26 protein-coding genes are annotated in these 22,628 nt (G+C 67.1%); 1 reads left to right on the forward strand and 25 read right to left on the reverse strand.

What is annotated here, in order from left to right; translation table 11 throughout:
* The first annotated feature begins 47 nt into the window (after positions 1 to 47).
* Positions 48 to 1,007, forward strand: coding sequence for a nucleoside hydrolase (locus ACSQ2G_RS00300; protein ID WP_436027320.1), 960 nt, complete (start codon positions 48 to 50; stop codon positions 1,005 to 1,007).
* On the opposite strand, the gene ACSQ2G_RS00305 is transcribed toward ACSQ2G_RS00300, so the two are convergent.
* From ACSQ2G_RS00305 to ACSQ2G_RS00425, 25 genes are all read right to left on the reverse strand, one after another.
* On the reverse strand, positions 1,004 to 1,690 hold the full coding sequence (locus ACSQ2G_RS00305; RefSeq protein ID WP_436027322.1) for an ABC transporter ATP-binding protein: 687 nt from the start codon (positions 1,688 to 1,690) through the stop codon (positions 1,004 to 1,006). The genes ACSQ2G_RS00300 and ACSQ2G_RS00305 overlap by 4 nt on opposite strands.
* On the reverse strand, positions 1,683 to 2,957 hold the full coding sequence (locus ACSQ2G_RS00310; protein ID WP_436027324.1) for a lipoprotein-releasing ABC transporter permease subunit: 1,275 nt from the start codon (positions 2,955 to 2,957) through the stop codon (positions 1,683 to 1,685). The genes ACSQ2G_RS00305 and ACSQ2G_RS00310 overlap by 8 nt, the downstream gene beginning before the upstream one ends.
* Positions 2,957 to 4,282, reverse strand: a complete 1,326-nt coding sequence (proS, locus tag ACSQ2G_RS00315) for a proline--tRNA ligase (protein WP_436027326.1) — start codon at positions 4,280 to 4,282, stop codon at positions 2,957 to 2,959. The genes ACSQ2G_RS00310 and proS overlap by 1 nt, the downstream gene beginning before the upstream one ends.
* Before the next feature lie 331 nt (positions 4,283 to 4,613).
* The gene (locus tag ACSQ2G_RS00320; RefSeq protein WP_028037620.1) at positions 4,614 to 4,874 is read right to left on the reverse strand and encodes a DUF1467 family protein; all 261 of its coding nucleotides are present in this window, start codon (positions 4,872 to 4,874) and stop codon (positions 4,614 to 4,616) included.
* Positions 4,874 to 5,290, reverse strand: coding sequence for a methylmalonyl-CoA epimerase (mce, locus tag ACSQ2G_RS00325; RefSeq protein WP_436027328.1), 417 nt, complete (start codon positions 5,288 to 5,290; stop codon positions 4,874 to 4,876). The genes ACSQ2G_RS00320 and mce overlap by 1 nt, the downstream gene beginning before the upstream one ends.
* Positions 5,291 to 5,403: 113 nt before the next feature.
* The gene (locus ACSQ2G_RS00330) at positions 5,404 to 6,138 is read right to left on the reverse strand and encodes a rhomboid family intramembrane serine protease (protein ID WP_436027330.1); all 735 of its coding nucleotides are present in this window, start codon (positions 6,136 to 6,138) and stop codon (positions 5,404 to 5,406) included.
* Positions 6,139 to 6,145: 7 nt separating this feature from the next.
* The gene (locus ACSQ2G_RS00335; RefSeq protein ID WP_436027331.1) at positions 6,146 to 7,840 is read right to left on the reverse strand and encodes a ribonuclease J; all 1,695 of its coding nucleotides are present in this window, start codon (positions 7,838 to 7,840) and stop codon (positions 6,146 to 6,148) included.
* A complete protein-coding gene (locus ACSQ2G_RS00340; protein WP_436028886.1) occupies positions 7,840 to 8,625 on the reverse strand; it encodes a type III pantothenate kinase in 786 nt (261 codons plus the stop codon). The genes ACSQ2G_RS00335 and ACSQ2G_RS00340 overlap by 1 nt, the downstream gene beginning before the upstream one ends.
* Positions 8,622 to 9,398 (reverse strand): biotin--[acetyl-CoA-carboxylase] ligase, encoded by a 777-nt coding sequence (locus tag ACSQ2G_RS00345; RefSeq protein ID WP_436027332.1) that lies wholly within the window; start codon positions 9,396 to 9,398, stop codon positions 8,622 to 8,624. Before ACSQ2G_RS00345 ends, ACSQ2G_RS00340 begins: the two co-directional genes overlap by 4 nt.
* Position 9,399: 1 nt before the next feature.
* A complete protein-coding gene (gene nuoN / locus ACSQ2G_RS00350) occupies positions 9,400 to 10,839 on the reverse strand; it encodes an NADH-quinone oxidoreductase subunit NuoN (protein ID WP_436027333.1) in 1,440 nt (479 codons plus the stop codon).
* An 8-nt stretch (positions 10,840 to 10,847) separates the two neighbouring features.
* Positions 10,848 to 12,332, reverse strand: a complete 1,485-nt coding sequence (locus tag ACSQ2G_RS00355) for an NADH-quinone oxidoreductase subunit M (protein ID WP_436027335.1) — start codon at positions 12,330 to 12,332, stop codon at positions 10,848 to 10,850.
* A gap of 10 nt (positions 12,333 to 12,342) precedes the next feature.
* Positions 12,343 to 14,421, reverse strand: a complete 2,079-nt coding sequence (gene nuoL / locus ACSQ2G_RS00360; protein ID WP_436027337.1) for an NADH-quinone oxidoreductase subunit L — start codon at positions 14,419 to 14,421, stop codon at positions 12,343 to 12,345.
* A gap of 5 nt (positions 14,422 to 14,426) precedes the next feature.
* The gene (nuoK, locus tag ACSQ2G_RS00365; protein ID WP_028037628.1) at positions 14,427 to 14,732 is read right to left on the reverse strand and encodes an NADH-quinone oxidoreductase subunit NuoK; all 306 of its coding nucleotides are present in this window, start codon (positions 14,730 to 14,732) and stop codon (positions 14,427 to 14,429) included.
* Positions 14,729 to 15,340 (reverse strand): NADH-quinone oxidoreductase subunit J, encoded by a 612-nt coding sequence (locus tag ACSQ2G_RS00370; RefSeq protein WP_436027339.1) that lies wholly within the window; start codon positions 15,338 to 15,340, stop codon positions 14,729 to 14,731. Before ACSQ2G_RS00370 ends, nuoK begins: the two co-directional genes overlap by 4 nt.
* 80 nt (positions 15,341 to 15,420) lie before the next feature.
* Complete coding sequence (gene nuoI, locus ACSQ2G_RS00375) at positions 15,421 to 15,912, reverse strand: NADH-quinone oxidoreductase subunit NuoI (protein WP_310081392.1); 492 nt, start codon at positions 15,910 to 15,912, stop codon at positions 15,421 to 15,423.
* 10 nt (positions 15,913 to 15,922) lie between these two features.
* The gene (locus ACSQ2G_RS00380; protein ID WP_436027341.1) at positions 15,923 to 16,159 is read right to left on the reverse strand and encodes a hypothetical protein; all 237 of its coding nucleotides are present in this window, start codon (positions 16,157 to 16,159) and stop codon (positions 15,923 to 15,925) included.
* Positions 16,156 to 16,404, reverse strand: coding sequence for a hypothetical protein (locus ACSQ2G_RS00385; protein WP_436027343.1), 249 nt, complete (start codon positions 16,402 to 16,404; stop codon positions 16,156 to 16,158). Before ACSQ2G_RS00385 ends, ACSQ2G_RS00380 begins: the two co-directional genes overlap by 4 nt.
* The gene (gene nuoH / locus ACSQ2G_RS00390) at positions 16,401 to 17,474 is read right to left on the reverse strand and encodes an NADH-quinone oxidoreductase subunit NuoH (protein ID WP_436027345.1); all 1,074 of its coding nucleotides are present in this window, start codon (positions 17,472 to 17,474) and stop codon (positions 16,401 to 16,403) included. The genes ACSQ2G_RS00385 and nuoH overlap by 4 nt, the downstream gene beginning before the upstream one ends.
* Positions 17,475 to 17,478: 4 nt before the next feature.
* Complete coding sequence (gene nuoG / locus ACSQ2G_RS00395) at positions 17,479 to 19,539, reverse strand: NADH-quinone oxidoreductase subunit NuoG (protein WP_436027347.1); 2,061 nt, start codon at positions 19,537 to 19,539, stop codon at positions 17,479 to 17,481.
* A 6-nt stretch (positions 19,540 to 19,545) separates the two neighbouring features.
* Positions 19,546 to 20,865: an NADH-quinone oxidoreductase subunit NuoF gene (nuoF, locus tag ACSQ2G_RS00400; RefSeq protein ID WP_436027349.1), complete on the reverse strand. Its 1,320-nt coding sequence runs from the start codon at positions 20,863 to 20,865 to the stop codon at positions 19,546 to 19,548.
* A 3-nt stretch (positions 20,866 to 20,868) separates the two neighbouring features.
* Positions 20,869 to 21,135 carry a hypothetical protein gene (locus tag ACSQ2G_RS00405; RefSeq protein WP_436027351.1) on the reverse strand — a complete coding sequence of 89 codons (267 nt, stop codon included), beginning with the start codon at positions 21,133 to 21,135 and terminating at the stop codon, positions 20,869 to 20,871.
* Entirely contained in the window at positions 21,132 to 21,362 is a 231-nt protein-coding gene (locus ACSQ2G_RS00410; RefSeq protein WP_436027353.1) for a hypothetical protein, read from the reverse strand. Before ACSQ2G_RS00410 ends, ACSQ2G_RS00405 begins: the two co-directional genes overlap by 4 nt.
* Positions 21,359 to 21,604 carry a hypothetical protein gene (locus ACSQ2G_RS00415; protein WP_436027355.1) on the reverse strand — a complete coding sequence of 82 codons (246 nt, stop codon included), beginning with the start codon at positions 21,602 to 21,604 and terminating at the stop codon, positions 21,359 to 21,361. The genes ACSQ2G_RS00410 and ACSQ2G_RS00415 overlap by 4 nt, the downstream gene beginning before the upstream one ends.
* Complete coding sequence (gene nuoE, locus ACSQ2G_RS00420) at positions 21,604 to 22,290, reverse strand: NADH-quinone oxidoreductase subunit NuoE (RefSeq protein WP_436027357.1); 687 nt, start codon at positions 22,288 to 22,290, stop codon at positions 21,604 to 21,606. The genes ACSQ2G_RS00415 and nuoE overlap by 1 nt, the downstream gene beginning before the upstream one ends.
* A complete protein-coding gene (locus ACSQ2G_RS00425) occupies positions 22,287 to 22,619 on the reverse strand; it encodes a nuclear transport factor 2 family protein (RefSeq protein WP_436028888.1) in 333 nt (110 codons plus the stop codon). The genes nuoE and ACSQ2G_RS00425 overlap by 4 nt, the downstream gene beginning before the upstream one ends.
* Positions 22,620 to 22,628 lie beyond the last annotated feature (9 nt).

Genomic DNA, 22,628 nt, shown 5'->3' on the forward strand with positions numbered 1-22,628 from the left:
GGCGGTTTCCGATGGATTTGCGCCGCGGATCGGCTCAGATCGCGGCCATGCGCCTGATCATCGACACCGACACCGCCGGGGACGACGTGTTCTCCCTGATGCTGGCCCTGCGCCGACCGGGCGTGAGCGTCGAGGCCATCACCATCGCCCACGGCAATGTCGGCTTCGAGCAGCATGCCGAGAACGCCCTGGCCACGCTGGAGGCCTGCGGACGGAGCGGCGAGGTCCCGGTCTATCTGGGCGCCCAGCGGCCGTTCACCCGCGCGCCGTTGGACGCGGCCTATGTGTTCGGGGCCGACGGCATGAGCGACAGCGGCTTTGCGAAGGCCGTCCAGCGCCCCTCCCCCGGCCATGCCGCCGACGAGATCGTGCGGCGGGTGATGGACGCGCCCGGCGAGATCACCCTGATCGCCCAGGCCGCCCTGACCAACATCGCCCTGGCCTATCTGCGCGAGCCGCGCATCGCCCAAGCCGTCAAGCATCTATGGATCATGGGCGGGACCGACAACGGGGTCGGCAACGTCACCCCGGCGGCCGAATACAACCTCTATGTCGATCCGGAAGCGGCCAAGATCGTGATCAACGCCGGCTTTCCGACGAGCATCGTCACCTGGACGCAGACGCTACGGGACGGCCTGCTGACCGTGGAGCAGCTGGCGGCCCTGGAGGCCCTGGGCACGCCGCGCGCGGCGTTCTTCACCAAGGTCAATCGCGCCTCCCTGACCTTCGCCCAGCAGACGCAAGGCCTGGACGGCAGCCTGCACCCCGACGCCCTGACGTGCGCCGTGGCCCTGGACGAGACCCTGATCCTGGAGTCCGACATGGCCGTGGTCGATGTCGAGACGATCGGCGAGCTGACGCGCGGCTATCTGAGCGTCTCCCACCCGATCCTGCCCGACATCGAACTGGCGGATCCGGCCCTGAAGCGCCGGCCGCCCAACGCCCGGATCGTTCGGAAGATCGACCAGGCGGGGTTCTACGCCACCGTGCGTGAGGCCCTGCTCTAGAAGGTCTGCGCCACCAGGTGCCCGTCCTTGAGAGCAAAGACCCGGTCCATGTAGCGGGCCAGTTCCATGTTGTGCGTGGCGATCAAGGCCGCCACGCCCCGTTGCCGGGCCTGCTCGTAGAGCGCCTGGAACACCCCCGCCGAATTGGCCGGGTCGAGATTGCCGGTCGGCTCGTCGGCCAGCAGCAGCTTGGGCTTGTTGGCCAGGGCCCGGGCGATGGCCACCCGCTGCTGCTCGCCGCCCGACATCTGGCCCGGCTGGTGGTCGAGGCGCGCGGCCAGGCCCAGCTGGTTCAGCATCTCGGTCGCCGACGCCCGCGCCTCGGCCTTGCTCCGGCCGGCGATCATCGACGGCATGGCGACATTGTCCAGCGCGCTGAATTCGGGCAGCAGGTGGTGGAACTGGTAGATGAAGCCGACGGTCGACAGCCGCACCTTGGTGCGCTGGCGTTCGGACAGCTTGGAGCAATCGCGGCCGTCCAGGGCGATCAGGCCGGCGTTCGGCTTTTCCAGCAGGCCGGCCGCGTGCAGCAGCGACGACTTGCCCGAACCGGACGGACCGATCAGCCCGACCACCTCGCCCGGATAGACGTCCAGGTCGACGCCGCGCAGCACGTTCAGGGCGCCGGCCTCGGTGACATAGGTGCGCTCGACGCCGCGCAGGGCCAGGACGGGGCTACTCATAGCGAAGGGCCTCGACCGGATCGAGCCGCGAGGCGCGGATGGCGGGCGGCAGGGTGGCCAGGATGCTCATGGCCGTCGAGATGCCGACGATGCCGGCCACCTCGGTCCAGTCGATCTTGGCCGGGATATGGGCCAGGAAGTAGATGTCGGCGCTGAACACCGCCGTGCCCGTCACCCATTCCACGAAGTTCTGGATGGCGGTGATATTGGCGCAGAACAGCACGCCCAGCAGCAGGCCCGCCAGGGTTCCCGACAGGCCGATCGACGCGCCGGCCATCACGAAGATTCGCAGGATCGCGCTCTGACTGGCGCCCATGGTCCGCAGGATGGCGATGTCGCGGCCCTTGTTCTTCACCAGCATGACCAGGGCCGAGATGATGTTCAGGGTGGCGATGGCGACGATGAAGAACAGGATCAGCCGCATCACCTTGCGTTCGACCTGCAGGGCGTTGAAGTAGCTGGCGTTCTTGTCCATCCAGTCCTGGACGAAGGCGCCTGGGCCGCTGGCCTGCTGGATGATCGGCTTGATTGCCTTGGCCTTGTCCGGATCGGCGATCTTGATCTCGACATAGTCGATCGCGGTATCGCGGCTGAAGAACAGCTGGGCCTGGGGCAGCGCCATGTAGACGAAGCTCTCGTCGAACTGGCTCATGCCGACGCTGAAGATCCCGCCGACCGTGTAGTCCTTCTCGCTGGTCGAGGTGCCGAAGGCCGTGGCCGGGCCGGAAGGCGAGATCAGGGTGATGGCGTCGCCGACCGACAGGCCGAGGTTGCGGGCCATGCGGTCGCCGATCAGCACGATGTCCCCGCCGTCCTCGCCCTCGCCGAAGCCGGCCAGGGAGCCGCGCTTGATGTTGGACGAGATCATCTTCATGCCGCGCAGATCGGCCGGCGTGACCCCGCGTACGATGGCGCCGGACACCTGGCTGGGGCCGATGACCATGGCCTGGGCCTCGACCATCGGCGCGGCCTGGGTGACGCCGCGCACGGCCTTGATGCGGCCGATGACGCCGTCGCGATCGGGTCCGTTCAGCAGCGGGCCCTGGGCGTAGACGTGGCCGTTGAAGCCCAGCAGCCGGCCCAGCAGCTCGGCGCGGAAGCCGTTCATCACGCTCATCACGGTGATCAGGGCGAACACCGCCAGCATCACCGCGGCGAACGAGATGATGGCGATCAGCGCCACGCCGCCGTTCTTGCGCTTGTTGCGCAGATAGCGCCAGGCGACGGTGCGCTCCCAGGTTCCGAACGGACCCGCGCCGAGGGCCATCAGGCGGCCTTGGCGCTGAGTTGTGCCAGGATCGCGTCGAGCGAGGCGCTATGACGCTCGCCGGTCTTGCGGTTCTTCAGCTCGACCACGCCCTCGGCGATCCCCTTGGGGCCGACGATCAGCTGCCAGGGCACGCCGATCAGATCCATGGTGGCGAACTTGGCGCCGCCGCGGGCGTCGGTGTCGTCGTAGAGCGGGTCGCGGCCGGCGGCCTTCAGCACCTGGTAAGCCGTCTCGCAGGCCTCGTCGCAGGCGGCGTCGCCCTGGCGCATGTTGATGATCCCAACTCCGAACGGGGCGACCGACTCCGGCCAGATGATGCCGCCGTCGTCATGGCTGGCCTCGATGATCGCGCCCAGCAGCCGCGAGACGCCGACGCCGTAGCTGCCCATCTGAACTGGCACGTCCTTGCCGTCGGGCCCGGTGACCAGGGCCTTCATCGGCTCGGAATACTTGGTCCCGAACGAGAAGATGTGGCCCACCTCGATGCCGCGCGCCGACAGGCGATCGCCCTCGGGGATGGCGTCGAAGGCCGCCTCGTCGTGCATTTCCTCGGTGGCGGCGTAGAGCGCCGTGCGCTGGTTCACCAGCGGCTGCAGGTCGCCGTACCAGTCGACGTCCGGGCCGGGCGCGGCCATCTCGACCAGGTCCTTGTGGCAGAAAACGGCGCTTTCGCCGGTCTCGGCCAGGACGATGAATTCGTGGGAAAGGTCGCCGCCGATCGGGCCGGTGTCGGCGCGCATCGGCACGGCCTTCAGGCCCATGCGCGAGAACAGGTTCAGATAGGCCACGAACATGCGGTTATAGGCCTTGCGCGCGCCCTCGGCGTCGAGGTCGAAGCTGTAGGCGTCCTTCATCAGGAACTCGCGGCCGCGCATCACGCCGAAGCGCGGGCGACGCTCGTCGCGGAACTTCCATTGCACGTGGTAGAGGTTCTTGGGCAGGTCCTTGTAGCTCTTCACATAGGCCCGGAAGATCTCGGTGATCATTTCCTCGTTGGTAGGCCCGTACAGCAGCTCGCGCTCGTGACGGTCGACGATGCGCAGCATCTCCGGGCCATAGGCGTCGTAGCGGCCCGACTCGCGCCACAGGTCGGCCAGCTGCAGGGTCGGCATCAGGAGCTCGATGGCCCCGGCCCGGTCCATCTCCTCGCGGACGATCTGCTCGACCTTGTTGAGCACCTTCAGGCCCAGCGGCAGCCAGGCGTAGATGCCCGCCGCCTCCTGGCGGATCATGCCCGCGCGCAGCATCAGCTGGTGCGAGACGATCTGGGCGTCGGAGGGAGCTTCTTTCAGAACGGGCAGGAAATAGCGCGACAGGCGCATGGACGAGACGTCTCCGGGGAATTCGAGGCGTTGAGATAGCCGCTTGGGCCTCAGCTTGGCAACGCGCGCGGCGAAAAGATGACGCCCGGGGCTCTGGAAACGAAAAGAAGGCCGCGCGGTTCACGCGCGGCCTATCAAGTCATCGTCGGGGAAGACGCCACAGAGCAAGGTCGGAAAAGCCGGCCTCGTGAGTCTGAGACTACCCCCCGAACAGTTGTTCGGGGCGCCCGATTGCGCCTGGCCTGACCACTTGACGAACTTCGCCCACGAAATGGGCGAACGCCGGCAAAACCATCGTCGCCCGCCCAAGGCTTGGGCGCCATTCCTGGGATTAATAGGTGGCGGGCAGCGCCGGCAGGTCGATCAGGTGGAAATGGATGGTCAGCAGCAGTCCGGCCATCACCAGGGCCGAGACCCAGGTGGTGGTGAAGAACTTGCGCTTGAGGTTCGGATTGACCGGCGCGCCCGGGTCCGCGCCGGGCGGCGGCTCGATCCCCATCTCCTTGAAGGTGCGGTTGCCCAGGGGCAGCACGGCGAACAACGTGGTCCACCAGATGGTCAGATAGACGGCGATGCAGGTGACGGGACCCATCAGTGAGCGTCCTTGGGGGTTTCCATGAGTTCGACCAGCATGCCGCCCATGTCTTTCGGGTGAACGAAGATGATCAGCGTGCCGTGGGCGCCGATGCGCGGCTCGCCCAGCACGGTGGCGCCCTTGGCGACCAGGCTGTCGCGCGCTTCGTAGATGTTCTCGACCTCGAAGCAGATGTGGTGCTGGCCGCCCTTTGGGTTCTTGGCCAGGAAGCCGTGAATCGGCGAAGCCTCGCCATAGGGCTCGATCAGCTCGATCTGGCTGTTGGGCAGGTTGACGAAACAGACCCAGACGCCCTGTTCCGGCATGGCCCACTTGTCGGTGTGCGAGGTCGCGCCCAGCAGGTCGCGGTACATCTTCACCGACTCGTCGATGGAGGGGGTCGCGACGCCGACGTGGTTGAGCTTGCCGATCATCCGTTCAGGTCCTGCGGGGCGGAGGCGCGCGCGCCTCTGGTCGTTTTGCGAGGATATAGACGACTTCATGGACCCGCGGCGAGGCGTTTCAGCGGGGGGGCCTCGCCCCGCGATCAATCCGCTCGGGCCGGGCGAGCAAGCCACCAATATCGCGCGGGGAACATCTCGACCAGGAACAGCCCGGCGACGAAGCCGCCGACATGGCACTCCCAGGCGATCATCAGTCCGCCCTGCCCCGACGCCATGCCCAGGCCGAAGCCGATGGCGACCAGCACCAGGTTCATGACGACGAAGGACCAGGTCTGCTTGCCGACCTGGCGGGAGAGGATCGGCGTCAGGCCGCCGTCCGGCGTCAGCCGCGCCACCGCGCCCCAAAGGCCGCAGATCGCGCCCGAGGCCCCGACGGCCGAGATCTCGCTGTTCCAGTGCAGGACGAGGAACAGCAGTCCCCCCGCCAGGCCGCAGATCAGGAAGAAGGCCCAGAACAGCAACGCGCCCTTCAGGTCCCGGCCGAGGCGCACGGCGATGGCCGGGCCCAGGCTGACCAGGGCGCTGGTGTTCATCACGATGTGCAGCAGGCCCGCATGCAGGAAGATGTGGGTCAGCGGGGTCCACCAGAACCCCTGCCGGAAATACGGCGGGTAGAGACTGCCCAGGGCGAGCATGGTCTCGTCCCAGCCCTGCGTCTTGCCCAGCAGTTGGACACCGGAGACGATCCACAGGACCGCGGTGAGCGCGCCGAGCGCCCAGGCCTCGCTGGTCATCAGACGCAGGGTCTGGCGCCAGCGGGGCTCGGGGTCGGGGGCGATCGGCCGCGTCGCCTCGGCGGGCGGGCTGGTCTCGTCCATCGTGCGGTCAGATCCGCAGGACCGTGGTCTCGACCACGGGCTTGCGCTCCCAGATGCGGAAGGCGGCCTTCTTCACGGCCTTGGACAGGGCGCTTTCGATGGCCTCGTCGATCTCGCACTGGTCGCCGCTCAGGCGCTTGAAGGCGGTCTCGGCCTCCTCGGCCAAGTCGTCCAGAGCGTCGTCCAGCGGATATTCGGCGTCGCCGGCCAGGCCCAGGCCGCGTACCTGCGGGCCCGAGACGATCTTGTTGCGACCGTCCAGCACGACGGAAACGGCCAGCATGCCGTTGAACGCCGCGTGGCGCCGCTCGCGCAGGGCCTCGCCGTTCTCGGGCGTCACCACCCCGCCGTCGACATAGAGGCGGCCCGACGGGACCTCGTCGATGATCTGCGGATGGCCGGGGGCCAACAGCACCATGTCGCCGTTGCGCGGGCTGACCGCGTGCGGCACCTGCAGGTCCTTGGCGAAGGCGGCGTGCTCGATCAGGTGGCGCCGCTCGCCATGGGTCGGCACGGCGATGGTCGGCCGGGCCCACTGGTACATCTGCTTGAGCTCGTCGCGGCACGGGTGGCCGCTGACGTGGATGCCGGGGGTGTCGCGCTCGGTGTGCAGCCGCACGCCGCGGTCGGCCAGCTTGTTCTGCAGGTTGCGGATCGGGATCTCGTTGCCCGGGATGACGCGCGAGCTGAAGATCACGTGGTCGCCCTGCGAGAGCTTGACGTGCGGGTGGGTGCCCTCGGCGATGCGGGCCAGGGCGGCGCGCGCCTCGCCCTGGCTGCCGGTGCACAGGAACAGCACCTCGTTCTCGGGTAGGTACTTGGCCTGATCGTCGGTGATGAACGGCTCCAGGCCCTCCAGCAGGCCGACGTGGCGGGCGGCGGCGCTCATCCGGTGCATCGAGCGCCCGGCCAGGCAGACCTTGCGGCCGGCGGCCTGGGCGGCGCGGATCACCGTGTCCATCCGGGCCACGTTGGAGGCGAAGCAGGCCACGGCGATCTTGCCGGTCAGGCCCTTGATCAGCCGGTTCATCGCCACGCGAACGTCGGCTTCGGAACCGGCCTCGCCGTCGACGAAGACATTGGTGCTGTCGCAGACCATGGCCAGCACGCCCTCGTCGCCGAGGCGCTTGATGGCCTCGATGTCGGTGGGGCCGCCCAGCTGGGGATCGGGATCGATCTTCCAGTCGCCAGTGTGCAGGATCGTGCCCAGCGGCGTCTTGATCGCCAGGCCGTTCGGCTCGGGGATCGAGTGGGTCAGGGTGATCATTTCCAGGTGGAACGGACCCAGGTCGAAGCTGCCGCTGAGCGGGATCTCGGTGATCGGCACCTCGTCCAGCAGGCGGGCGTCGCGCAGCTTTTCGCGCAGCAGGAAGGCGGTGAAGGGCGTGGCGTAGACCGGCGCCTTCAGGCGCGGCCACAGCCAGTGCACGGCGCCCAGGTGGTCTTCGTGGGCGTGGGTCAGGACGATGCCGATGATGTCGTCGGCATAGGCCTCGATGAATTCGGGGTCGGGCAGGATGATCTCGACGCCGGGCGTGGTCTGGTCGCCGAACGTCACGCCCAGGTCGACGACGATCCATTTGCGATCGTCCGCCGGGCCGTAGCCGTACAGATTGAAGTTCATGCCGATCTCGTTCGACCCGCCGAGCGGCAGGAAGACGAGTTCGTCCTTGGGGGAAGGCTTGTCGGTATATTTGGTCATTAGGTCTCTAGATGGGTGTTGCGGCGATGAATTTCGAGGAGGCCACGGATGGTCAGATCTGAATCGAAGTGGTCGATGCTGTCGGTGGCGCCCTCGAACAGCGAGGCGACGCCGCCGGTGGCGACCACGGTCATGGGTTCGGCCCGTTCGGCCTTGATGCGGGCCACCAGGCCCTCGATCAGGGAAATATAGCCCCAGAACACGCCCGACTGCATGGCGCTGACGGTGTCGGTCCCGACCACGCGGTTGCCGGCCGGGCGCTGGATGGCGATGCGCGGCAGCTTGGCGGCGGCCTCGTGCAGGGCCTGCATGGACAGGTTGATGCCCGGGGCGATGATGCCGCCCTCGAACGCCCCGTCGGCGCCGACGATGTCGAAGGTGGTGGCCGTGCCGCTGTCGATGACGATCAGCGGGCCGGGATAGACCATGTGCGCGCCCACGGCGTTGACCAGGCGGTCGGCCCCGGCCTCGGACGGCTTGTCGATCCGCACCTCGACGCCCAGCCTGGCGTTCTCGCCGATCACCAGCGGCTCGACGTTGAAATAGCGGCGCGACAGGTTGCGCAGGTTGAAGATCGACTGCGGCACGACGCTGGAGATGATCACCGAGTCAATGGCCCGGAAGCCCAGGCCCTGCATCGACAGCAGTTGCGACAGCCAGACCACGTATTCGTCGGCCGTGCGCGTGCTCTCGGTGGCCGCGCGCCACTGGGCGATCCAGGTCGCGCCATCATGGATGGCGAACATGGTGTTGGTGTTGCCCTGTTCGATGGCCAACAGCATCAGGAGGCCCCTCCGAAAAAGACGTCGCCGGCGGTGACCCGCCGCAACTGACCGTCGGACAGACGAAGACGCAGCGCGCCGTCGCCGTCCAGCCCTTCGGCGATCCCCTCCAAGGTTTCGGTCCCGAGCCGGGCGACACAGGGCTCGCCCAGGCCGTGGGCGCGGGCGGTCCAGGCCTCGGCGATGGCGGGGAATCCCAGGCGCAGCCAGACGTCCTGCCAGCGCGCGAAGGCGGCGGCCAGGACCTCGATGGCCTCGACCGGCGACGGCGGCGGGGCGTCCCTGTAGGTGGTCAGGGCGGTGGCCGGGCGTTCGCTGTCGATCGGCTTGCGGGCCAGGTTCACCCCCACCCCGACGGCGATCCACAGGCCGCCGGCCGGCCGGGTGCCGGACTCGACGAGGATCCCGCTGACCTTCAGCCCGCCCAGCAGCGGGTCATTGGGCCATTTCAGGCTGACCAGGCTGGCGGGCACGTAGGCGCCCAGCAGGTCGGCCACCGCCAGGGCGGCGACGAACGACACCTGGGCGGCCTCGGCCGGCGGCTTGTCGGTGGAGAACAGCAGAGTGGCGGCCAGGTTGCCGGCCCCGGTCTCCCAGGCGCGCCCGCGTCGGCCGCGGCCGGCGGTCTGGCGCAGGCCGACGATCCACATCGGCCCCGCCTCCCCCACTTCCGCGCGGCGACGAGCCTCGGCGTTGGTCGAGTCGATCTCGTCCAGGACGACGACGGGCGTCCCCTTGGCGGTCGAGCCTTTAGGCGTCGGGCCGGGGCCCGTCACCTCACGCGTGGCCAAAGGCCGCCGCGGCGGCCCTGGCGGCCGGGTCGAGCCAGATCAGCGCGACCAGCACGACCGGGAACGAGAAGGCGGCGGCCACGAAGCCGACCGCGCGGGCGATCGGCTGCGGCCTGTCCACAGCGCCGGCCGGGGCGTCGAACCACATCGTCTTGATCAGGCGCAGGTAATAGAACGCCGCCACCACGCTGCCGACCAGGCCCAGCACCGCCGCCCATTGCAGCAGCACGTCGCCCGAGCCCATGGCCGCGCCGAAGACGTAGAACTTGGCCCAGAAGCCCGAGAACGGCGGCATGCCCAGGGCCGACAGGGAGAACGCGGTCATGGCCACGGCGACCCCCGGACGGTGCTTCACCAGCCCCGCCATGTCCTCGATGGTCTCCATGGGCTTGCCGTCGCGCGACAAAGCTTGAAGACAAGCAAAGAAGCCGGTGACGTCGACCATGTACAGGGTCATGAACAGCAGCATCGAATGCAGGCCGGTCTCGCCGCCGGTCGCCACGCCCAACAGGGCGTAGCCGACATTGGCGATGGAGCTGTAGGCCCACAGGCGCTTGAGGTTGCTCTGGGCCAGGCCCGCGAAGGCGCCGACGAAGACCGAGGCCAGGGCGGTGATGATCAGGATCTGGCGCCACTGGGCCACCGAATCCGGGAAGGCGTCGCCCAGCACCCGGGCGAACATCATCATCGCGGCCAGCTTGGGCGCGGCGGCGAAGAAGCCGACCACCGGGGTCGGGGCGCCTTCGTAGACGTCGGGCGTCCACATGTGGAACGGCGCGGCCGAGACCTTGAACGCCAGGCCGCACAGCAGGAACACCAGGCCGAACAGCAGGCCCGCGCCGTGCGTCCCGTGGGCCGCGGCGGCGATGTCCTCGAAGCGGGTCGAGCCGGCGAAGCCGTAGATCAGCGAGGCGCCGTACAGCAGCAGGCCCGACGACAGGGCGCCCAGCACGAAGTACTTCAGGCCCGCTTCAGACGACTTGGCGTCGTCGCGGCGGAAGGCGGCCAGCACGTAAAGGGCCAGAGACTGCAGCTCGACGCCGACATAGAGGCTGATCAGGTCGCCGGCCGAGGCGGTGACGCCCATGCCCAGCGCCGACAGGATCACCAGCACGGCGTATTCGAACTTCTGGTCGCCGCGGACCGCCAGCCAGCGGTCGCCCAGCACGACGGCCACGGCGCTGAAGCCGTAGATCGCGACCTTGGCGTAGGTGGCGGCGGCGTCGGCGGCGTAGACGCCGTTGAAGGCGTGTCCGTGCGGCCCGACCACGGCGGCCACGGCCGCGCCCAGCAGGGCCAGGACGGCCGCGCCGGTGAACAGCGGGGTGACCTTGCCGTGGAACGCGCCCCAGACCAGCAGAACCAGGGCCGAGGCCCCGAGGATCACTTCGGGGAGAACGAGGGAGAAGTTGGCGGCGAACGTCATGGGGTCCCTCACCCGCCCACGGCGGCGCGCCAGGCGCCGACGAGCCCGTCGACGGACGACGCGGTCAGGTTCAATACGAGATTGGGATAAACGCCGAGCACCAGAGTGGCGATGATCAGCGGGGCGAAGATCAGGATCTCGCGCTTGTCGAGGTCGGTGATCGTCTTGAGGTCCGGATTGACGATCTCGCCGAACATCACGCGACGATAGAGGTTCAGGGCGTAGACCGCCGACAGGATGACGCCGGTGGTGGCCACGATCGCCGTCCAGGTCGAGGCCTGGTACGTGCCGGTCATGGTCAGGATCTCGCCGACGAAGCCCGAGGTGCCCGGCAGGCCGACATTGCCCATGGTGAACAGCATGAACACCGCCGCGTACCACGGCATGCGGTTGGTCAGGCCGCCGTAGAAGGCGATCTCGCGGGTGTGCATGCGGTCATAGACCACGCCGACGCAGAGGAAGAGCGCGCCGGAGATCACCCCGTGGCTCAGCATCTGGAAGATCGCGCCCTGCTCGCCCTGCACGTTGCCCGAGAAGATCCCCATGGTCACGAAGCCCATGTGGGCCACCGAAGAATAGGCGATCAGCTTCTTGATGTCGGTCTGACGGAAGGCGACCAGCGAGGTGTAGACGATGGCGATGGCCGACATCGTGAACACCAGCGGCTGGAACACCTCCGAGGCGTTGGGGAACATCGGCAGGCTGAAGCGCAGGAAGCCGTAGCCGCCCATCTTCAGCAGGATGCCCGCCAGGATCACCGAACCGGCCGTGGGGGCCTCGACGTGGGCGTCGGGCAACCAGGTGTGGACCGGCCACATCGGCATCTTGACCGCGAAGCTGGCGAAGAAGGCCAGCCACAGCCAGGTCTGCAGCCACGGGGCGAACTTGAAGGTCATCAGCGCCGGGATCGACGAGGTGTGGGCGATGGCGATCATCGACAGGATGGCCGCCAGCATCAGCACCGAGCCGAGCAGCGTGTAGAGGAAGAACTTGTACGCCGCGTAGACCCGGCGCTTGCCGCCCCAGATGCCGATGATCAGGAACATCGGAACCAGGCCGCCCTCGAAGAAGAGGTAGAACAGGATCAGGTCCAGGGCGCAGAACACCCCGACCACCAAGGTCTCCAGGACCAGGAAGCAGATCAGGTACTCGACCACGCGTTTGTCGACCGACTTCCAGCCGGCGATGATGCAGATCGGCAGCAGGAAGGTGGTCAGCAGGACGAACAGGATCGAAATCCCGTCCACGCCCATCCGATAGTGCAGGCCCGCGAACCAGTTGAGGTCTTCCACGAACTGGAAGCCCGGGTTCTTGGCGTCGAACTGGGCGACCAGCACGACCGACAGGGCGAAGGTGACCAGGGTGGTCGCCAGGGCGATCCACTTGGCCAGGGTGTCCGTCTTGGCGTTGTCGCCGTGCAAGGCGCGCGCGCCCAGCAGCAGGACCACGCCGACAAGCGGAGCGAAGGTGGTGAGGCTAAGCAGGCCGGTCATCGATCCGTCCTCAACGGAATGCGTAAAGGGCGAACGTCAGCAGGCCGGCGACGCCGAGCAGCATGACGAAGGCGTAGTGGTACAGGTAGCCGGACTGCAGCTTGCCGGTCCGGCGGCCGACTTCGTAGCTGACGGCGCTGACGCCGTCGGGGCCGAGGCCGTCGATCAGCTTCTGGTCGCCGCCCTTCCAGAACAGGTCGCCGAGGAACTTGGCCGCGCGCACGAAGGTCGCCTGGTACAGCTCGTCGAAGAACCACTTGTTGTAGAAGAACACGTACAGCGGGCCGTTGCGGGCCGCCAGGGCGGCGCCCAGGCGCTCGTTGCCCTTGATCAGATAGACCCACACGGCGATCGCCAGACCGAGGATCGAGGCGACCAGCGGGCTCCACTTCACCCACTCGGGGACTTCGTGGGCCTCGTGCAGCACGTGGTTGGTCGGGGCGTTGTAGATCGCGCCGCGCCAGAACTCGGCTTGGCCGTGGCCGACGAAGTAGTCGGTGAACACGAAGCCGGCGAAGATCGCGCCGATCGACAGCACAAGCAGCGGAACCAGCATCACCCACGGACTCTCGTGCGGCTTGTGGTCATGGCCGTGGCCGTCGTCGGGCAGCGGCTCGTCATGGGTCTCGATCTGGGCTGGCGAGGCGTGGTCGTCGTGATCGTGGGCGTCATGCCCGTGGTCGGCGGCGTGGTGATCGTCATGACCCCAGCGGGCCTTGCCGTTGAAGGTGAAGAAGGCCACGCGCCAGGAGTAGAACGAGGTCAGGCCCGCCACCAGCACGCCGATCGCCCAGGCGAACGTCGCCACGCCGTTGTGACCGCCAGCGGCGAAGGCCGCCTCGATGATGGTGTCCTTCGAGTAGAAGCCGGCGAAACCCAGGTGCAGCGGCGGGAAGCCAAGGCCCGTGATGGCGATGGTGCCGACGGTCATGGCGAAGAAGGTCACGGGCAGCAGCTTGGCCAGGGCGCCGTACTTCCGCATGTCCTGCTCGTGGTGCATGCCATTGATCACCGAACCCGCGCCCAGGAACAGCAGCGCCTTGAAGAAGGCGTGGGTGAACAGGTGGAACATCGCCGCCTGGTAGGCGCCGACGCCGGCCGCGAAGAACATGTAGCCCAGCTGCGAACAGGTCGAATAGGCGATGACCCGCTTGATGTCGTTCTGGGTCAGGCCGACCGTGGCCGCGAACAGGGCCGTGATCGCGCCGATCACCGTGACGATGTTCTTGGCGACGGGCGCGTATTCGAACATCGGCGACAGCAGGCACAGCATGTAGACGCCGGCGGTGACCATGGTCGCCGCGTGGATCAGGGCCGAGACCGGGGTCGGGCCTTCCATCGCGTCCGGCAGCCAGGTGTGCAGGAAGAACTGCGCCGACTTGCCCATCGCGCCGATGAACAGCAGGAAGCAGGCGATGTCGACCAGCGGGAAGGTGTGGCCGGCGAATTCCCAGGTGCGCGCGGCGCCCGAGGCGATCTGCGGGAAGATCTCGGCGAACTGGATCGAACCGAACGCCCAGAAGGTGGTCATGATGCCCAGGGCGAAACCAAAGTCCCCCACCCGGTTGACGACGAAGGCCTTGATGGCGGCGGCGCTGGCGGTCGGCTTCTTGAACCAGAAGCCGATCAGCAGGTACGAGGCCAGACCCACCCCTTCCCAGCCGAAGAACAGCTGCATGAAGTCGGCGGCGGTGACCAGGGCCAGCATGGCGAAGGTGAACAGCGACAGATAGGCGAAGAACCGCGGCTTGTCCGGGTCGTGCGCCATGTAGCCCCAGCTGTAGACGTGCACGAGGGCCGAGACCGTGGTGACCACGATCAGCATCACCGCCGACAGGGCGTCGATGCGGATCGACCAGTTGGAAACGAAGTTCCCGACGTGGATGAAGGGCAGCAGGTCGACCGTGAAGGCCTCCATGTGCCCCCAGGTCCACTGGCTGAACGTGTACCAGCCCAGGGCGCAGCTGAGGATCAGCGCGCCCGTGGTGACGGCCTGCGAGGCGACATCGCCGATGCGGCGGCCGAACAGGCCGGCGACGATCGCGGCGACCAGCGGCGCGAGGACAAGGATGGTGACGAGAGTCTGCACTGCGATCAGCCCTTCATCACGCTGGCGTCGTCGACGGCGATGTCGCCGCGGTTACGGAAGAACGTCACCAGGATGGCCAGACCCACGGCGGCTTCGGCCGCGGCGACGGTCAGCACGAACATGGCGAAGATCTGCCCCGTCACGTCGTGCAGATAGACCGAGAAGGCCACCAGGTTGATGTTCACCGCCAGCAGGATCAGCTCGATCGACATCAGAATGACGATGATGTTCTTGCGGTTCACGAAGATGCCGAAGACGCCGATCGTGAACAGGATGGCGGCGACGACGAGATAATGCGACAGGCCGATCATTCGCTGATCCCCTCGCCCGGCTTGATCTGCACGATTTCCATTCCGGTCTTTGGCGTGCGGGCGATCTGCCTGCCGATGTCCTGGCGCTTGACGCCCGGCTTGTGGCGCAGGGTCAGGACGATGGCGCCGATCATGGCCACCAGCAGCACCAGGCCCGCCAGTTGGAAGAAGAAGATGTAGTCGGTGTAGAGCACCCGGCCGATCGCCTCGGTGTTCGGCATGCCGCCCGGCGAGGCGTTGGGCAGGGCGTTCAGGCCCGCCTTGCCGTTGGCGGCCACCGTCGCGGCGACGAAGATCATCTCCAGCGTCAGGATCCCGCCGACCAGCCCGCCGATCGGCAGGTACTGGGCGAAGCCCTGCCGCAGCTCGGCGAAGTCGACATCCAGCATCATCACGACGAACAGGAACAGCACCGCGACCGCGCCGACATAGACGACGATCAGCAGCATCGCCAGGAACTCCGCGCCCAGCAGGACGAAGAGGCCGGCGGCCGAGAAGAAGGCGGTGATCAGGAAGAGCACCGAGTGCACGGGGTTCTTGGACCACACGACGAGAAAACCCGCCGCGAGCATCGTGAACGCCAGCAGATAGAAAGCTATCGCCTGCAAGGCAGGTGCTCCCTCAGAAAACCATAAAACACGACGAGCCGGACGGCCCGCCGCAAACCCTCGGAATCGCGCCCCGTCCTTTAGCGGTAGGGCGCGTCCAACTCCAGATTCTTCGCGATCAGCCGCTCCCAACGGTCGCCGTTGTCGAGCAGCTTTTCCTTGTCGTAATAGAGCTCTTCGCGCGTCTCGACGGCGAACTCGATGTTCGGCCCCTCGACGATGGCGTCCACTGGGCAGGCCTCCTGGCACAGGCCGCAATAGATGCACTTGACCATGTCGATGTCGTAGCGGGTCGTGCGGCGGCTGCCGTCGTCACGCGGCTCGGCCTCGATGGTGATGGCCTGGGCCGGGCAGATGGCCTCGCACAGCTTGCAGGCGATGCAGCGCTCCTCGCCCGACGGATAGCGGCGCAGGGCGTGCTCGCCCCGGAAGCGCGGCGACTGCGGATTGCGCTCGTTCGGATAGATCACGGTCTTCTTCGGCGCGAGCATGTACTTCATGCCCAGGCCGAAGGCGCCCGCGAAGTCGAGCAACGCCACGCCCTTGATCGCCTGTGTGATGCGCTGGAACACCAGAGCTCTCCTAACACTTCTCTTTTGGGAAAGGACGCACGTCCCTGCCCGCTTCGATCTGTTCCCGGCGGATGGACTGCCGGATGATGCATTCCTTGGCCTTGGCGTCCGCCTGTTGGCGCGCCTCGACCTGTTCGTCCAGGGAACGCGCCCGCGGCGGCGGAAGGCCGCGCGGATGTTCCCATACGGCGCATCCGGAAAGAGCGATCGTCGCGATCAATCCGGTCCAGCGCGCCGTCCGTGTCATTTTCCGCCCCTTGGAATGACGCAGGTGTAGTTCGAAAGCTGGGTGGGGTCGCCCCCGTCCTGCTTGGCTTCGATCTTGCCGCCGTCGGCGGCGCATCTCTCGCTGTCCCGGCGCAGCTGGTCGTAGCCGGCCGTGCCGCGGCCCAGCGAATAGGACGCCTTGGCCGGGACCGCGTCGTCGGTCGCGCAACCGGCCAGGGCCAGTCCGAGGCCGGCCACGGCCAGGTATGTGGCTCTGCCGATCACGCCTGCAGTCCGAAGACCCGCCAGGCCGAGACCAGCATCACCAGCACCAGCGACATCGGCAGGAACACCTTCCAGCCCAGGCGCATCAGTTGGTCGTAGCGGTAGCGGGGCACGATGGCCTTGGCCATGGCGATCATGAAGAACCAGAAGACGATCTTGGCGAAGAACACCAGGGCCAGCAGCAGGTTGGCCCAGAAGGTCGGCCAGGCGCTCAGGAAGCCGGTCGGGAAGCCCGGGTTCCAGCCGCCGAAGAACAGGACGCTGATCATCGCGCACATCAGGACGATGTTGGAATATTCGGCGACCATGAACAGCAGGTACGGCGTCGAGCTGTATTCGACCTGGTAGCCGGCCACGAGTTCGGACTCGGCTTCAGGAAGGTCGAACGGCGGGCGGTTGGTCTCGGCCAGGGCCGAGATGAAGAACATGCCCATGGCGATGATCATCACCGGCGCCAGGACGATGTTCTTCAGCCCGTGGCCGCCGAACACGTTCCAGTTCCAGATCCAGCCCTTCTGCTGCTCGACGATCGAGCTGAGATTCATTGTGCCGGCCAGCAGGATCACCGTGATGATGATCAGGCCGATCGACACTTCGTACGACACCATCTGCGCCGCTGAACGAAGGGCTCCAAGGAACGGGTACTTCGAGTTCGAAGCCCAGCCGCCCATGATGATGCCATAGACGCCCAGCGAACTCATCGCCAGCAGGTAGAGGACGCCGACGTTGAGGTTGGAAACCACCCAGCCCGGCGCGAACGGCACCACGGCCCAGCCGACGAAGGCCAGGACCAGGCTCAGCAGCGGAGCCAGCAGGAAGATCACCTTGTCGGCGCCGGCCGGGATGATGATCTCCTTCAGCACGAACTTGAAGAAGTCGGCGAAGGACTGCAGCAGGCCGAACGGGCCCACCACGTTGGGCCCCTTGCGCATCTGCACGCCGGCCCAGATCTTGCGGTCGGCCAGCAGCAGGAAGGCCAGGCTCAGCAGCACCCAGATCACGACCAGCAGGATCCCGCCGGTGGTCAGCAGGGTCCAGGTGACGGCCGGGTTGGAGAAGAATTCGCTCACCGGCCTACTCCGCCGCGATCTTGGCGGCGCCGGAAGCCGTGGCCGCGCATTCGGCCATGGTCACGCTGGCGCGCGCGATGGGGTTGGTCAGGTGGAAGGCCTTGATCGGGCTTTCGAACGGGGCGTCGGAGAGTTCGCCCTCCCCGCCCAGACCCGACAGGTCGAACGCCGTGGCGATCGAGCCCGGCGCGAAATCGATCTGGCCGAAGGTCGGATGCTCGGCGAACAGCTTGGCGCGCAGCTGGTCCAGGCTGTCATAGGGCAGCTTGGCGCCCAGGTGCTCGGACAGGGCCCGCAGGATCGACCAGTCTTCCTTGGCCTCGCCCTTGGGGAACACCGCCCGCTCGCCCATCTGGACGCGGCCTTCGGTGTTCACATAGAGGCCGTTCTTCTCGGTGTAGGCCGCGCCGGGCAGGATGACGTCGGCCTTGTGGGCGCCGGCGTCGCCGTGGGTGCCCAGATAGACCTTGAAGGCGTCCGATGCGGCGGTCTCGCACTCGTCGGCGCCGAGCAGGAACAGCACGTCCAGCGCCCCCGGCTTCAGCATTTCGCCGGCGGTCAGACCGCCCTCGCCCGGCACGAAGCCCAGGTCCAGGCCGGCCACGCGAGCCGCGGCGGTGTGCAGCACGTTCCAGCCGTTCCAGCCGTCACGGACGACCTTGAAGGTCTTGGCGACGGCCGCGGCGGCCTTCAGCACGGCGGCTCCGTCGGCGCGGCTGAGCGCGCCTTGGCCGATGATGATCGCCGGACGCTGGGCGTTCTTCAGGGCTGCGACGAAGTCGTTCTTGGCCTTGGTCAGGCCCGACAGGGTCTTGGTCCCAGCGCCCAGATAGTCGTAGTCGAAGGTCAGGTCGGCCTGCTGGCCGATGACGCCGAAGCGGGTCTTGCCGGCGATCCACTGCTTGCGGAAGCGGGCATTGAGAACCGGGGCCTCTAGGCGCGGATTGGCGCCGACGAACAGCACCACGTCGGCGTTTTCAATGCCGGCGATCGTCGAGTTGAACAGCCAGCTTTCGCGCGGGCCGTAGCCCAGGGCCGAGCCGTCCTGGCGGGCGTCAAGGTTCTTGACGCCCAGGGCTATGAACAGGTCCTTGGTGGCCTTCAGGCTCTCGGCGTCCTGCAGGTCGCCGGCGATCACGCCGATACGGTCCGGCGTGGCGGCCTTGATCTTGGCGGCGACGGCGGCGAAGGCCTGGGCCCACGAGGCCGCCTGCAGCTTGCCGCCGACGCGGACGTAAGGACGGTCCAGACGCTGGCGCTGCAGGCCGTCGACGGCGTAGCGCGTCTTGTCGGAGATCCACTCCTCGTTGACGTCCTCGTTGACGCGCGGCAGCACGCGCAGCACCGCATTGCCGCGGGCGTCGACGCGGATGGCCGAGCCCAGGGCGTCCATGACGTCGACGCTCTCGGTTTTCTTCAGCTCCCAGGGCCGCGCCTCGAAGGCGTAGGGCTTGGAGGTCAGGGCGCCGACCGGGCACAGGTCGATGACGTTGGCGCTGAGCTCCGACGTCACCGCCGCGCCCAGATAGGTCGTGATTTCAACGTCTTCGCCGCGCGAGATCAGGCCGATCTCCGGCGAGCCGGCGACTTCGGTGATGAAGCGGACGCAGCGCGTGCACTGGATGCAGCGGGTCATCACGGTCTTGATGAGCGGGCCCATGGCCTTTTCTTCGACCGCGCGCTTGTTCTCTTCGTAGCGGCTGTCGTCGCGGCCATAGCCCATGGCCTGGTCCTGCAGGTCGCACTCGCCGCCCTGGTCGCAGATCGGGCAATCCAGCGGGTGGTTGATGAGCAGGAACTCCATCACCCCTTCGCGGGCCTTCTTGACCATCGGGGTCTTGGTGAAGATCTCCTGGCCCTCGGCGGCCGGCAGGGCGCACGACGCTTGCGGCTTGGGCGGGCCGGGCTTCACCTCGACCAGGCACATGCGGCAGTTGCCCGCGATGCTCAGGCGCTCATGATAGCAGAAGCGCGGGATCTCTTCCCCGGCCAGTTCCGCCACCTGCAGAACCGTCATGCCGGGCTCGAACTCGACCTCGACGCCATTGACCTTGGCGATTGCCATAATCGTTTACTCCGCCGCGATCAGCTTGGCGCCCTGCACGTGCAGGCGACCGCTACGATAGGATGCGATCCGCTCCTCCACCTCGTGGCGGAAGTGGCGGAACAGGCCCTGGATCGGCCAGGCGGCCGCGTCGCCCAGGGCGCAGATGGTGTGACCCTCGACCTGGGTCGTGACGTCCAGCAGGGTGTCGATCTCCTTCGGATCGGCCTCGCCGGTGGCCATGCGCTCCATGACCCGCCACATCCAGCCGGTGCCTTCGCGGCACGGCGTGCACTGGCCGCAGCTCTCGTGCTTGTAGAAGTAGCTCAGGCGGGCGATGGCGCGGACCAGGTCGGTGGACTTGTCCATGACGATCACGGCCGCGGTGCCCAGGCCCGAGCGCAGGTTGCGCAGGGCGTCGAAGTCCATCGGCAGGTCTTCGCACTGCTCGGCGGGGATCATCGGCACGGACGAGCCGCCGGGGATGACGGCCTTCAGGTTGCCCCAGCCGCCGCGGATGCCGCCGCAGTGGTCTTCCATCAGCTGGCGGAAGGGGATGCTCATGGCTTCTTCGACGTTGCAGGGCAGGTTCACGTGGCCCGAGACGCAGAACAGCTTGGTGCCGGCGTTGTTGGGACGGCCGAAGCCCGCGAACCAGGCCGCGCCGCGGCGGAGGATCGTGCCGGCGACGGCGATGCTCTCGACGTTGTTGACCGTGGTCGGCATGCCGTAGAGGCCCGCGCCGGCCGGGAACGGCGGCTTCAGGCGCGGCTGGCCCTTCTTGCCTTCCAGGCTTTCCAGCAGGGCCGTCTCTTCGCCGCAGATATAGGCGCCGGCCCCGTGGTGAACGTAGAGGTCGAAGTCCCAGCCGTGGACGTTGTTCTTGCCGATCAGCTTGGCCTCGTAGGCCTGCTTGATGGCGGCTTCCAGCACTTCGCGCTCACGGACATATTCGCCGCGGATATAGATGTAGCAGGCGTTGGCCAGCATGGCGCGCGAGGCGATCAGGCAACCCTCGATCAGGAGGTGCGGATCGTGCCGCATGATCTCCCGGTCCTTGCAGGTGCCCGGCTCGGACTCGTCGGCGTTGACGACCAGGTAGTGCGGACGGCCGTCCTTCACTTCCTTGGGCATGAACGACCACTTCAGGCCGGTGCCGAAGCCCGCCCCGCCCCGACCGCGCAGGCCGGAGTTCTTCATGTTGTCGATGATCCAGTCGCGCCCGGCGTCCAGGATGTCCTTGGTGCCATTCCAGCAGCCGCGCTTCTTCGCACCCTCGAGGCCCCAATCGTGGAGACCGTAGAGGTTCGTGAAGATGCGGTCCTTGTCTTCGAGGATACCGACCATGACTCAGCTTTGCGGATCGAATGGATGGGCGCGCACATAGCGCGTCCGACGAATGATGACATAGGCGAAAAGCGACCAGGCGGCGCCTATCACCAGGAAAGCGACAGGAACGGCCCAGGCGGGCGCGCCCTGACCCATCCGGCCCCAGATCAGGAGCAGGGCCCCGACCAGAGAGCCGACCAGGCCGGCGATGCGCTCGTTGCGGTAAAGACCCCGAACGGTCTTCACATAGGCCACGCGCTTGGCGAGGAGCTGGGGATCATCGGTCACGACGCCTTGCCCTCCCCGTCCCGCTTGGCGGCCTTCATCCAGCCCAGGATGAACCAGATCTGCGCGCCCAGGCCGACGGCGATCGCGCCGATGAACACCGGCGCCAGCCAGCCGATATCGGCCGCGACGTAGCCTATGACCGCCGCGCCGGCCAGCACGAAGCAGACCACGTCGATGGCGAACATCGTGGTCAGGCGCTTCTTCTGGATGGCGTCGGCGGGATTCATTCGACGATCTTCGGGTTGGACTTGGCGGCGGCCGCTCTCTCGGCCTTGATCCGTGCGGTGTAGCGCAGGATCACGAAAAGCATGGGCATCCCGCCCAGCAGGATGATCAGCACGAAGGGAAGTTCCTGATTGAACCTCAGGTACGTCCACACCCCAGCGCCCATGCACGCCCAGTTGAAGACGAGCGCGAGCTGGAAGGCTCTCGTCTTCACAAGGTTCGGCTGGGGCGAAAGCTGGTTCATCAGGCCGCCGGCTCCGTCTTCGGGGCTTTCTTCGGCTTTTCGGGCAGGTTCGGGATCTTGATCTTCTTGGCCAGAGAGCCGTCGTACAGCTTCGGATCCGTCAGGGTTTGGATCGCCCCCTTCGGCTCCGACGCGCCGCGGCCTTCGTAGCTGCCCGGTTGGGGCGACTTGCCGGCGGCGAAGTCGTCCAGGATCTTGGCCAGGCTCTCCGGCGTCAGGTCCTCGTAATAGTAGTCGTTGATGGCGGCCATCGGCGCGTTGCAGCAGGCGCCCAGGCACTCGACCTCTTCCCAGCTGAACTTGCCGTCGGCCGAAACCGCGTTGGCCTCGCCGATCTTGGCCTTCAGCACCGCCTTCAGGTCCAGCGCGCCGCGCAGCTGGCACGGCGTGGTGCCGCACAGCTGGACGAAGGCGACCTTGCCGACCGGCTGCAGCTGGAACATCACGTAGAAGGTGGCGACCTCCAGCACGCGGATGACCGGCATCTGCAGTTGGCGGGCGATCTCCTGGATGGCGGGCTCGGAGACCCAGCCTTCCTGCTTCTGGGCCAGCCACAGCATGGGGATCACAGCCGACTGCTTGCGCTCGGCGGGGTACTTGGCGATCCACCAGTCGGCCTTGGCCTGGCTGTCCTTCGAAAAGGCGAAGCTAGCGGGCTGTTCCTTGGCGAGGCGACGAACACTCATCGTGCGAAATCCACGCGGGCGATCTTGTCGCCCCTGAAGGTGTAGATGGCGGCGACCTGGAACGGCGGCTCGCCGTTGCCGCGGTCGACGTGCTCGTGATCGATCACGTTGGCGCCCACCACGATGCGATTGAGAAGCTTGGCCTTGTTGTTCGGGAACTGCGCGAAGGCGGCCGCGTACCAGGCGCGATAGGCCTGGATGCCCGTGCGCGCCACCTCGCCGTTCAGGCCGGCGACCACGACGTCGTCGGTGAAGTGGGCGCAGTGGGCGTCCAGGTCCTGGGCGTTGTAGGCGTCCAGCTGAGCCTGGGCCACTTTTTCGAGGGCGATGACTTCGAG

Origin of the sequence: Caulobacter sp. LjRoot300 (genome assembly GCF_964253875.1) — a bacterium.
GTDB lineage: Bacteria > Pseudomonadota > Alphaproteobacteria > Caulobacterales > Caulobacteraceae > Caulobacter.